Source organism: Helicobacter sp. NHP22-001, from assembly GCF_030270165.1.
Taxonomy (GTDB): Bacteria; Campylobacterota; Campylobacteria; order Campylobacterales; family Helicobacteraceae; genus Helicobacter; species Helicobacter gastrofelis.
Map to the genome: position 1 here is coordinate 57,590 of NZ_BSWS01000001.1, position 11,496 is coordinate 69,085.

Genomic DNA, 11,496 nt, shown 5'->3' on the forward strand with positions numbered 1-11,496 from the left:
CATTTTTAACACAAAGGAACACTATGCGCTTTTTTTCACTTAGCCTCATCCTAGCCGGCTTGCTCTCGGCCACCCCCTACAAAATTGACACGACCCACTCTAGCGTGGGTTTCACTGCCACACACTTATTGGTGTCTAAGGTTAGTGGGGACTTCTCCCAATTTAAGGGGGTTGCGGACATTGAAAAGGGGCAGTTAAAAGCCCTAGATGGCGAGATCGAGATCAAGAGCATCGACACCAAAAACGCCAAAAGAGACAAAGATTTACTCTCGGCTAACTTCTTTGATGCACACGAATACCCCAAGGGCTATTTAAAAGCCACAAAAATCAGCCAAAAAAGCGATGGGGGCTTGCAAATCAAAGCCATGTTAAAACTTAAAGACACAGAGAAAGAAATCACTCTAGAGGGTAAACTCACAGGACCCATTAAACACCCCAAGAGCGGGGCGGATGTCTATGGGCTGGAGTTGCAGGGCGTGGTTTCGCGCAAAGTCTTTAAAATCGGGCAAAACACCCCCCCTAAACTTGTGGGTGAGAATATCCAAGTTGCCATCCATTTGGAGTTGCACCACTAATTTAAGTTTTTTAGGCTAAAATTGCCCCTTTTAGGGAGTGCAACTATGGAGATTAAGAAGGCGTTTTTAGGGTATTTTGAGGGTTTAGGGCATCTGTGGGTGCCCAGCTCAAGTTTAGTGCCCCAAGATTCCTCTTTGCTTTTCACGAATGCGGGCATGGTGCAGTTTAAAGACATTTTCTTGGGCAAAACAAAGCCTTTCACAAACCGCGCCACGAGTGCCCAGCTGTGTATGCGTGCGGGGGGCAAACACAACGACTTAGAAAATGTCGGCTACACCAACCGCCACCACACCTTGTTTGAGATGTTGGGCAATTTCTCGTTTTTTGACTACTTCAAAGAAGAAGCCATTGCTTACGCCTTTGAGTTCGTGCATAAACACTTGGGCTTTGACAAAGAGAGCATTTACATTAGTGTGCACGAAAAAGACCAAGAAGCCTATAAACTATGGCAAAAATTTATCCCCCATGATCGTATTAAAACGATGGGCGATAAGGATAATTTTTGGCAAATGGCAGACACCGGACCTTGTGGGTATTGCAGTGAAATTTACATAGACCAAGGGGAGAAGTATTTTCACTCCAAAGAGGATTACTTCGGGGGCGAGGGGGATCGCTTTCTAGAAATTTGGAATTTAGTTTTTATGCAATACGATCGCTCTAAAGAGGGTGTTTTAACCCCCCTTGAAAAGCCCTGTATCGACACTGGCATGGGCTTAGAGAGGGTGCAAGCCCTCTTAGAGGGGGTGCAAAACAACTTTGATAGCTCGCTGTTTAAACCCCTAATGGCGTGCATTGAAAAGAGCTTTGGGCTCGAGTATGCCAAGCACAAAGAATCCTTTAGGGTGCTAGCCGATCACGCCCGCAGTGTGGCGTTTTTGCTAGGCATGGGGGTGTATTTTGAAAACACGGGGCGGGGTTATGTCTTGCGGCGCATTTTAAGGCGGGCTTTAAGGCATGGCTATTTGTTGCAACAAGCCAAGGGCAGGAATTTAGAAAGCCCCTTTTTCTATGAGATTTTGGGGCATTTTTGCGATTTGATGCTGGGTTACCCCCTACTCAAAGAACACCAAGAGAGCATTAAAGCCGAGTGCAAGGCAGAGGAAGAGTTGTTTTTAGCCACTTTAGATAAGGGCATGCATTTATTCGAAAAAGCGCTCACCGAGTGCAAAGGCAGTGCCTTTAGCGGGGCTGTGGCGTTTAAGTTGTATGACACCTATGGTTTCCCTTTGGATTTAACCGCCGACATGCTAAGGGGCTTGAACTTGCAAGTGGATATGCAAGAATACCAAGCCTGCATGCAAGAGCAAAAACAACGCTCGGCGCATAGTTTTAGACAAAGCAACGCCAAGGACGGCTTGAAGGCATTAGATTTGAGCCATTTAGAGCCCAACCACTTTGCCGGCTACACCACAGAAAACTTGCAAACCCAAGTTGTCGCCCTTTATCCGCTAGAGGACAACACCGCCTATATCGTGCTTAAAGATACCCCCTTTTACCCCCAAGGCGGTGGGCCCATCGGCGATAAAGGGGTGTTGTTGGACCCTAGCCATGTGCTTTTAGCTAAAGTCCTAGACACGCAAAAAGTGGGGGGGGTCAATGCGAGTTTGATCGAGTTAGAGCCGGGGGCAAGCTTAAAAGAGGGCGATGGGGTGGTGGCCAAGGTGAGCGATCGCGCCGAGATTGCCAAGCACCACAGCGCCACGCATTTACTGCATTTAGCCTTGCGGACCATCCTAGGCGAGAGTGCGAAGAAAGAGGGCAAAAACGCCCAAGTCCAGCAAAAGGGCAGCCACATTGAGCCCCACCGCTTGCGCTTTGACTTTAGCTTTTACCGCAACTTGAGCGATGAGGAGTTAGAGCAAATCGAAAGCTTTGTCAATGCCAAAATCAGCGAGGGCGCACACACTTGCGTGAAGAGTGTGGGGGCTAATGAGGCAAGAGAGAGCGGGGCTGTCATGCTCTTTGAGGATAAATATCTAGATGAGGTGCGCCTTGTAGACATTGCGGGGAGTTTGGAGGCGTGTGGGGGCGTGCATGTGCCCAACAGTGCCCATATTGGGGGATTTGCCATTGTTAAAAGCTCAGGGGTGAGCGCAGGGGTTCGGCGCATTGAGGCGGTGTGTGGCAGAGCGTATTATGCGTTTATCGCCAGTGAAAGGCGCATTTTAAAGCAAGCCCGCACGCAGTTAAAAACCCAAGACTTATTAAAAGCTCTAAAACATAAAGAACAAGCCCCCAAAAGCACCCCACCCAAAGAGCCCACCTTGACGCCTATTGAGGGGCAGGTCTTTCATTTAGCCACCCTAAGCGGGCTTAAAGAGCACTTGAGCCATTTTTTGACCTTCATAGAGAAATACAAGAGCCGACAAGAGCCCGTGGTAGCATTGTTTCAATACCACAATTTGCAAAAAAATTGCGTGGAGGTGGTCTTAAAATCTGTGGGCGGGCACGATGTGCGCCCCCTTTTAGAGGCTCTAAAGGCACATAGCCAAAGTCTAGGCTATGCGAGCAAGGGCGGAGGACGGGCAGACCATGCGTCCTTAGTGCTGTCTTGTGGGGGGGATTTTAACGCCCAAGACTTGCAAGATATCCAAGAAGCCTTGCATTTAAAAGCGTTGGAGGTCTTAAAACCCTAATGCACACAAACACTCTATTTTTAATGCTCTTTGTGTCGCTCATGCTAGGGCTTGTGGGGTTGCTGATTTTTTTATGGGGCTTGAAAGGCAAGCAATTTAACGATGAGAAAAAAATGCTCGAGTGCTTGCTCTATGACAGCCCACAGGATTTAGCCATCGCCAAACAAGAGGAGGAAGCACAAAAATCTAAGAGAAAGGAAGCGCGTGGGTGAAGTTTATGATGTTTTGGTTGTAGGGGCGGGTCCTGGCGGGATCGCTGCTACCATTGAGTGCCAAATTAATGGGATTTCTAATGTCTTGCTGTGTGAAAAGGACGAGGCGTGCTGTGGGATGTTGCGCAAATACTACAAGGCGCATAAACGGGTGGATAAGGACTACCGTAAACAGGTCGTGGACATTAAGGGGCATATCCCCTTTAGCGACACGGATAAAGAGGGGGCCCTAGAGGTCTTTGAGAAAGCCCTAGCTGAGTATAAAACCCCCGTGCGCTATAAAACCAATATTGAGAGTGTGGCAAAAAAGGGTGAACTCTTTGAGGTCGCTAGCTCGGCTAATGAGGTCTTTAAAGCCCGCGCGGTGGTGATCGCCATTGGCAAAATGGGACAGCCTAACCGCCCCAGCTACCCAATCCCCGTAGAGATCATGCGCCAAGTGGTCTATACGATCAACGACTGCAAGGAAAAAGAGGAGGTTTTGGTTGTGGGCGGGGGCAATTCGGCGGTGGAATACGCCATCGCCCTAGCCCCCACAAACACCACGACCTTAAACTACCGCCAAAGCACCTTTAGCCGTGTCAATGAGGAGAATTTAAAAGCCCTTGAAGAGGCGTTTTCTAGGAATTTAAAAAGCAAATTAGGCGTGGATATTTTGGGCTTAGAAGGCTTAGAGGGGCGCATTCAAGTGAATTTTGCCGACAACACGAGCGGAGTGTATGATAGGATTTTATACGCCATAGGTGGAGCGACCCCTTTGGAGTTTTTAAAAAAATGCCAAGTCCAGTTAGAGAATAACTTACCGGTGGTGAGCCAAGAACAAGAGAGCAATATTGAAAACCTTTTCGTCGTGGGGGACATTCTCTACAAGTCGGGAGCGAGCATTGGCATTGGCTTAAATGGGGGATTTGATGTGGCGCAAGTGCTTAAAAGCCGTTTGGCTTAGTGCCTTATTTTTCACCTTAACGCAAGGAGCAAACATGCAATTTTTTAAAGTCTTCATCCATACGGACCCACAAGGGTTTTTAGATTTAAAATTTGGGGGCAACGCGCCTAAAGAGTTTTTGACAAATGGGCTGCCCAAACTCTCGCCTGAAATCTCGTGGGAGGCGGTGAGTGGGGCTAAGAGTTATGCGTTAGAGCTCATCGATCACGATGCGGCAAGGGTGTGTGGCAAAACCTTTATCCATTGGGTCGTGGGGAATATCCAAGGCACGGAGCTTAAAGAAAACGCTGCGCTGGAAGACAAAGAGATCGCCCAAGGGGTCAATTCAATGACAGAGGGGTTTTTGCGCTCTGGCTTGAGCCTAGAGCAACAAGAAAAATCTAATCTAGAAAACAGCACCTACATAGGTCCCATGCCCCCCGATAGAGACCACCACTATTTAATCCAAGTCTATGCCCTAGATGTGGCGCATTTAGACCTAAAAAAACCCTTCTTTTTGGGCGAATTGCACGATGCCATGCGTGGGCACATTTTAGGCATGGGGCGGGTGGAATTTAAATACCCCAAAATGCGCCACTAAGGGCTAATACAGCTTTAAACTTAGGCGTGTTAAAATAGCAACTTTTTACGGTGGGGGGATTTCATTAGTTTAGAGGTTAGAAATGTCGCAAGAAGGATTGCATTTAGATTTAGACATACACATGATCAGCGCAATTTTACCCCACCGTTATCCGTTTTTATTGGTGGATCGGGTGTTGCGCCTGGAGCCTTATAAAGAGGTGCATGCCTATAAAAACATCACCTATAATGAAGAGGTTTTTATGGGGCACTTCCCGGGTAAACCCATTTACCCCGGGGTGTTGATCGTGGAGGGCATGGCACAAGCCGGGGGCTTGCTCGCCTTTGTGAGCTTGTTTGGGGCAGACCCCGAGGTGGCGGCGACTAAAATCGTGTATTTCATGACGATCGATCGGGTGAAGTTTAGAAACCCCGTGATCCCCGGCGATCAGCTCCACTACCATTTGAGCGAACAAAAACACAAGGGCATGATTTGGCAAGTGGGGGGCGTGGCTAAGGTGGGCGATAAAGTCGTGGCAGAAGCCGAGCTTAAAGCCATGATCGTGGATCGCAAGGAAGATAAATGATCGCCCCCACTGCCATCATAGAAGCCGGGGCCAAGATCGACCCAAGCGTAGAGGTCGGGCATTTTTGCGTGATCGGACCTAATGTGGTTTTAGAGGCGGGAGTGAAACTCTACAACAATGTTACCTTACTGGGGCACACCACCATTAAAAAAGACAGCACCGTTTTCCCCTACGCCGTGCTAGGCACGATTCCGCAAGATTTAAAATACGAGGGCGAGGAGTCTTATCTCATCATCGGGGAGCGCAATTTGATCCGCGAGCATTGCATGATCAACCCGGGCACCAAGGGCGGGGGGTATCAAACGATCATTGGCAACGACAACCTTTTAATGGCGTATGTGCATGTCGCCCACGATTGCAAGATTGGAAACCATTGCATTTTAGCCAATGGCGTAACCCTTGCCGGGCACATTGAGATCGCCGACTATGTGAATATTGGAGGGCTTACGGCGATCCACCAATTCACACGGATCGCCAAGGGGTGCATGGTCGCTGGGGCGAGCGCTTTAGGGCGAGATGTCCCCCCTTATTGCAATGCTGAGGGCAACCGGGCGTTCATTAGAGGGCTTAATCGCCACCGCATGCGTAAGCTCTTGCAAAGCAGTGAGATCGATTTTATCAGCAGGCTGTATAAAAAGCTCTTTGATTTAGAAACCACCAGCATTAGAGAGAACGCCCAAAAGATTTTAGAGGAATACCCCAACAATCCCCACGCTAGAGAAATTTGTGAATTTGTTTTAGAAACCCAAAGAGGGATCGCCATCAAGGCATGGGTTCTTAAAGAACAGGAGGATATGTGAACACCCGTTATTGTAGTTTTTGCAGCAAACCCGAAAACACTTTGCCCCACCACCGCCGTTTGGTGTTTTCGTCTAAAAAATCCGGCAAAGACATACACATTTGCGAATACTGCGTGGAAGTGATATACCAAGAACTCCACGCTAAATTGCACGGCGGTCTTTTAGAGGTGAGAAAGCCCATCCTAGAGGAGAGCGCCTCAAGTAAAGCCCTAATCCCCATCGCTTCGCCCAAACTCTTGAAAGAAGCTCTAGACAATTATGTCGTGGGGCAAGAGGAGGCTAAGAGGGTCTTAAGCGTGGCGGTTTATAACCATTACAAACGCCTAAACTACCAAGAAACTAGAGATGCCTTAAGCCAAGAAGTGGAGATTTCTAAATCCAATATTTTATTAGTGGGTCCCACGGGCAGCGGTAAAACCCTCATGGCGCAGACTTTGGCGCGTTTTTTAAATGTTCCCATTGCCATCAGCGATGCCACGAGCCTCACCGAGGCAGGGTATGTGGGCGAGGATGTGGAGAACATTTTAACCCGCTTGCTGCAAGCCAGCGATGGCGATGTTACTAGGGCACAAAGGGGGATTGTGTTCATTGATGAGATCGATAAAATCGCCCGCTTGTCTGAGAACCGCTCCATTACAAGAGATGTTTCGGGCGAGGGTGTGCAACAAGCCCTGCTCAAAATCATTGAGGGGGCGGTGGTGAATATCAGCCCCAAAGGGGGGCGCAAACACCCCAATGAAAACTTTGTGCAGATCGACACCACGAACATTTTATTCATTTGTGGCGGGGCGTTTGATGGCATCATTGACATCATCAAACGGCGCATCCACAGCAATGTGTTAGGCTTTGGCAATGAGAAAAAAACCAAAGAACAATTAGAAAATATTTTGCATTTAGTCGAGCCCGAGGACTTGATCTCTTATGGCTTGATCCCTGAACTCATCGGGCGTTTGCCTGTGATCTCCACCTTAAAATCCATTTCCAAAGAGGCAATGATCGATATCCTCCAAAAGCCCAGAAATGCTTTAACCAAGCAATACCAAGAGCTATTTAAAATGGACGGCGTGGAGCTCACTTTTGAGGACGAAGCGATCGAGGCGATCGCCGATTTAGCGATCAAACGCAAGGTGGGCGCAAGGGGCTTAAGGGCGATCATTGAGAGCTTTAGCCTAGACATCATGTTTGACTTGCCCGCCTTGAAGGATTACCAAGTCATCATCACCAAAGAGTGCGTGCTAAAGCAAGAAAAACCTTTGTTTATCAAAAAAAACAAACCCCTTTTAATGCCCTCATGAACCCAAAGGAAAGAGTATGATCTTAGATAAATTAATCGGTGTGTTCTCCCACGATATTGCCATTGACTTAGGCACGGCTAACACCGTGGTGAGTGTGAAGGGTCAAGGCATCATCATCAACGAACCTTCTATTGTGGCGGTCAAGCTCAACAAATATGACCGCATGGAGGAAATCTTAGCTGTGGGTGCAGAGGCAAAGGAAATGATCGGTAAGACCCCAACAGGGGTACAGGCCATCCGCCCCATGAAAGACGGCGTGATCGCGGATTTTAACATCGCAGAAAAGATGATCCGCTACTTCATTGAAAAGGCGCATAAGCGCAAATCCTTGATCCGCCCGCGCATCATGGTGTGCGTGCCCTATGGCTTAACGAGCGTGGAGCGCAAGGCAGTCAAAGAGAGCGCGATGAGCGCGGGGGCTAGAGAGGTTTTTTTGATTGAAGAGCCTATGGCGGCGGCGATCGGTGCGGGGCTACCCGTGAAAGACCCCCAGGGCAGCTTGATTGTGGATATTGGGGGGGGCACGACCGAGATCGGCGTGATTAGTCTTGGTGGGCTTGTGGTGAGCAAGAGCGTTAGAGTGGCGGGCAATAAATTAGATACAAGCATTGTAGACTATGTCCGCAAAACCTACAACCTGCAAATCGGGGAGCGGACGGGCGAGGAAGTCAAAATCGCCATCGGTTCAGCCATTGAGCTAACCCCCCCCTTGACTATGGAGGTGAGCGGACGGGATCAAGTGAGTGGGATTTTAAGCACCATTGAACTCAGTAGCGAAGATGTAAGGGAAGCCATTAAAGAGCAAATTAGAGAGATCAGCGATGCCTTGAAGTCTGTACTAGAGGAAGTCAAGCCAGATTTAGCAAGGGATTTAGTGGAAAATGGCGTGGTGCTAACAGGTGGCGGTGCGCTCATTCGAGGCTTGGACAAATACCTAAGCAATATCGTAAAACTCCCCGTGTTTGTAGGCGAAGAGCCCTTACTTGCTGTGGCACGAGGCACGAGTAAGGCGATTGAAGACTTAGACTTACTCAGCTCTCTAGGGGATATTTAATTTTTGATTAGTCGGCGCGTCCTTTTAGTTTTAATTGCGATTTTTGGGATGCTTTACTGGCTCAACATCAAAGGCTCGAGCAGTTTTATTAGCGATAAAATCCGCATCTTTGTTTTAACCACAAAAGACAATTTAGTTTTTGCCTACCAAAAACACTTCAACCAAGCCCGCTTGCTTGAGGAAAATAGAAAACAGCTCAAAGCATATGAAAATTTAAAACTTGCCTATGCAAACTTAAGCGCTAGAAGCGAGGCTTTAGCCCTAGAACTAGACGACTTGCAACAGCTAGAAAAGTCCAACCTAGACACGCCAAGTCTTGAAAACCTAAACCTTAAAATGCCAAACTCCCAAGTTTGCCCCCCAAGTGCCAAGATCACCAACCCCGCCTACCTTCTGCCCACCCCCACCTTCACCCCCGCACGCATTTATGGCTTTATCAGCATGGACAACCCCTATCGGGTGCTTGTAGACATCCACAAACCCCACCCTAAAGACAAGATTCTAGGCATGGTCGCCTTTAACCAAGTGTTGGGCACCATCATCCAAAAGGACGGGCGTTTCGTGGGTCTACTCTATGGGGATAAACAAATGAGTTACAGCGTGGTGGCAAAGAGCGGACAAAAGGTCTACTATGGCTTTGTGAGGAACGAAAACTTTAAAACCTATGTGGATTTTCTGCCTTCTTATGCCACGCTGAAAGTGGGCGACCCCGTTTTTACTAGTGGGTTAGACCATATCTTTAGCCCAAACATCTATGTTGGCACAGTTGCTAGTATAGAAAACCGCTATCTTTACAAAAAAGCCCTGCTCAACATCAAACGCCCCCAAAACATGCCCTTTGAGGCGATCGTTGTGGCAGTGCCTTAATGCGCCCCTTATTTTTTGGTCTTGTGGTTTTTGTGTTCATGGGCTGTATGGGGATGATGCCCCTTATGATGATGCCCACCATGTCGGGGCTCTCTAGCGACAATGAGGACAACCTCAAGCAGACCCACCAAAGCCTCTTTGACGATGACGATGACGATGGCCCGCCCGTGTACTATACCCGCCTAGACCCTGTCATGCTAGACACTCCAAAGGAGCAAGCCCAAAAAGAGCAGACTAATCTAGAAAAACAATTGGGCGGTAAAGTCCAAGAGCCTAAAAAACCCCAAACCAGCGAAACAAGTGGGCTTAGTTCGCAAGACATCCAAGGCACGCCCATGCCAAATGGGATTGAAATCCAACGCACGCAGGTGATGGATGAGCTTAAAAGCACTAAGGAAGCCTACGCCAAAGAGCCCAAAAAGACCCAAGAGTCCTACCACACCCTACTGAATTATTGCGCCAAAAACGCCCTGTTTAACGAGCTAGGGGCGCATTTAATCATCAAGGCGAGCGAAACCAAGCAATGCCAACGCATGCAAAAAGCCTACTTTGTGGTGCTAAGCCAACATTACAGCCAAATAGAGCCGATCGACCAAGCCAAAGTCGCTTTACACGATATTATGATCGGTTGTAGTACACAAATAGATCGTCAAAAGATTTTACAAAGCGCATTTTTCGCCCGCTTAAAGCCCGACATCACCAGCCCCAAGGACCGCTACTTGTTGCGCCACTTCACCCACGCCAAGCCCCTCAATGGCGACAAACTTCACGCCCTGCTTGAAGACCCCAAACTAGGCGAGAAGTTCTACCGCTGCCAATATTTTTTACACGCCAAGTAGGGTCTTCAGGCTAAAAGAGAACAAATCGGTCAATGTTGCCACTATTAAGGCAGAGTCTTTCAAAGCATGGAAAGTCAGTTATCGAAAACGGTCTTGCTTTTAAAAAATCTCTATTTTAGGACACTCCACTCTAGGGGCATGAAATGGGGAATGATGAGCTGTCCATCTAAAAGTGCATTTGGCAAATTAGGCGGAGTTCTTTGGAGGGTGATTGTTTTTGCGGGGAGATCCGTTAGCCTATAGATACGCACGGCGTTGGTGCTGATAAAATCTTGTAAATGCTCTAAAGCGTTGTGTTTTTCAAATAAAGTGCAAAGCCCGCTAAGAAGTAAGGGCGCACTAAACACCCCTGCCGCACAAGTGCAAGTGTGTTTTGTAGCGAGCAAATGCGGGGCGCTGTCCGATCCAAAGCACACTTTTTTATGGGCTTTTAGGGCAAGCTCTAGCAAGGTCACTTGATCTTTAGGGGTCTTAAGCAAGGGTTTACAGAATAAATGGGGGGAGAGCATACCCCCTGCCAAAGCATCTAAGTTTAGGGTTAAATGGTGCAAGGTCAAGGTGGCATATAAGTTGGGGTATTGCTCCAACAAAGTAACACTACGCCGATCACTCATATGTTCCAAGATTATGGTGAGTTTGTTAAAGGTTTTGGCTAAAGTGTGGATGACGGGGTGAAACTCAAATTCCCTTTCAAGCACAAAGCCCACGCTCTCGGCATGCACGCATAGAATAAAGCCCAAATCCTGCGCAATGTCTAAAATCTCTAGCATTTTGGGGCTTAAAATATCGCTCACCCCCTGTGCGGAGTTGGTGGTGGCGTTCTTGGGGTAGAGTTTGAGTAAAAAGAGCCCCTGTTCTTTGGCAGATTGTAGGCTCTCTTTACTTAGCTCTTCATTTAAATACAGAGCCACTAAAGGCTTGAAGTGGGGGGCTAGGGCGGTGATTTGTGCTTGGTAGGCTAGGGCTAGGGCTGGAGTGCTTAAGGGCGTGCTTAAATTTGGCATCACCACCGCCGCACTAAAGGGTGTTGCGCTAAAGGGCAAGACGGCTTTTAATAAATCACCTTCTCTTAGGTGAAGGTGCATGTCTAAGGGATTATGTAAAGTGAAGGTCTGCATATGGAGTC

Annotated in this window: 12 protein-coding genes; 11 read left to right on the top strand and 1 reads right to left on the bottom strand. The window is 48.1% G+C overall.

Features of this window, described 5'->3' with window-relative positions:
- The first annotated feature begins 23 nt into the window (after positions 1–23).
- From QSJ47_RS00290 to QSJ47_RS00340, 11 genes are all read left to right on the top strand, one after another.
- On the top strand, positions 24–575 hold the full coding sequence (locus QSJ47_RS00290; protein WP_053828462.1) for a YceI family protein: 552 nt from the start codon (positions 24–26) through the stop codon (positions 573–575).
- A 45-nt stretch (positions 576–620) separates the two neighbouring features.
- Positions 621–3,212 carry an alanine--tRNA ligase gene (gene alaS, locus QSJ47_RS00295; protein WP_285602085.1) on the top strand — a complete coding sequence of 864 codons (2,592 nt, stop codon included), beginning with the start codon at positions 621–623 and terminating at the stop codon, positions 3,210–3,212.
- On the top strand, positions 3,212–3,424 hold the full coding sequence (gene ccoS, locus QSJ47_RS00300) for a cbb3-type cytochrome oxidase assembly protein CcoS (RefSeq protein ID WP_221271658.1): 213 nt from the start codon (positions 3,212–3,214) through the stop codon (positions 3,422–3,424). Before alaS ends, ccoS begins: the two co-directional genes overlap by 1 nt.
- Positions 3,417–4,370, top strand: coding sequence for an NAD(P)-binding domain-containing protein (locus QSJ47_RS00305; RefSeq protein WP_221271660.1), 954 nt, complete (start codon positions 3,417–3,419; stop codon positions 4,368–4,370). The genes ccoS and QSJ47_RS00305 overlap by 8 nt, the downstream gene beginning before the upstream one ends.
- Before the next feature lie 34 nt (positions 4,371–4,404).
- On the top strand, positions 4,405–4,950 hold the full coding sequence (locus QSJ47_RS00310) for a YbhB/YbcL family Raf kinase inhibitor-like protein (protein WP_285602086.1): 546 nt from the start codon (positions 4,405–4,407) through the stop codon (positions 4,948–4,950).
- 82 nt (positions 4,951–5,032) lie between these two features.
- Entirely contained in the window at positions 5,033–5,515 is a 483-nt protein-coding gene (gene fabZ / locus QSJ47_RS00315; RefSeq protein ID WP_221271664.1) for a 3-hydroxyacyl-ACP dehydratase FabZ, read from the top strand.
- Positions 5,512–6,315 carry an acyl-ACP--UDP-N-acetylglucosamine O-acyltransferase gene (lpxA, locus tag QSJ47_RS00320; RefSeq protein ID WP_285602087.1) on the top strand — a complete coding sequence of 268 codons (804 nt, stop codon included), beginning with the start codon at positions 5,512–5,514 and terminating at the stop codon, positions 6,313–6,315. Before fabZ ends, lpxA begins: the two co-directional genes overlap by 4 nt.
- Positions 6,312–7,610, top strand: coding sequence for an ATP-dependent protease ATP-binding subunit ClpX (clpX, locus tag QSJ47_RS00325; RefSeq protein ID WP_285602088.1), 1,299 nt, complete (start codon positions 6,312–6,314; stop codon positions 7,608–7,610). The genes lpxA and clpX overlap by 4 nt, the downstream gene beginning before the upstream one ends.
- A gap of 16 nt (positions 7,611–7,626) precedes the next feature.
- Positions 7,627–8,664, top strand: coding sequence for a rod shape-determining protein (locus tag QSJ47_RS00330; protein ID WP_285602089.1), 1,038 nt, complete (start codon positions 7,627–7,629; stop codon positions 8,662–8,664).
- A gap of 3 nt (positions 8,665–8,667) precedes the next feature.
- Positions 8,668–9,531, top strand: a complete 864-nt coding sequence (locus tag QSJ47_RS00335) for a rod shape-determining protein MreC (protein ID WP_285602090.1) — start codon at positions 8,668–8,670, stop codon at positions 9,529–9,531.
- Positions 9,531–10,370, top strand: coding sequence for a hypothetical protein (locus QSJ47_RS00340; RefSeq protein ID WP_221271671.1), 840 nt, complete (start codon positions 9,531–9,533; stop codon positions 10,368–10,370). Before QSJ47_RS00335 ends, QSJ47_RS00340 begins: the two co-directional genes overlap by 1 nt.
- A gap of 110 nt (positions 10,371–10,480) precedes the next feature.
- Here QSJ47_RS00340 and pyrC read toward each other — a convergent pair whose 3' ends face one another.
- Positions 10,481–11,488, bottom strand: a complete 1,008-nt coding sequence (pyrC, locus tag QSJ47_RS00345; protein ID WP_285602091.1) for a dihydroorotase — start codon at positions 11,486–11,488, stop codon at positions 10,481–10,483.
- Between the last annotated feature and the right edge of the window lie 8 nt (positions 11,489–11,496).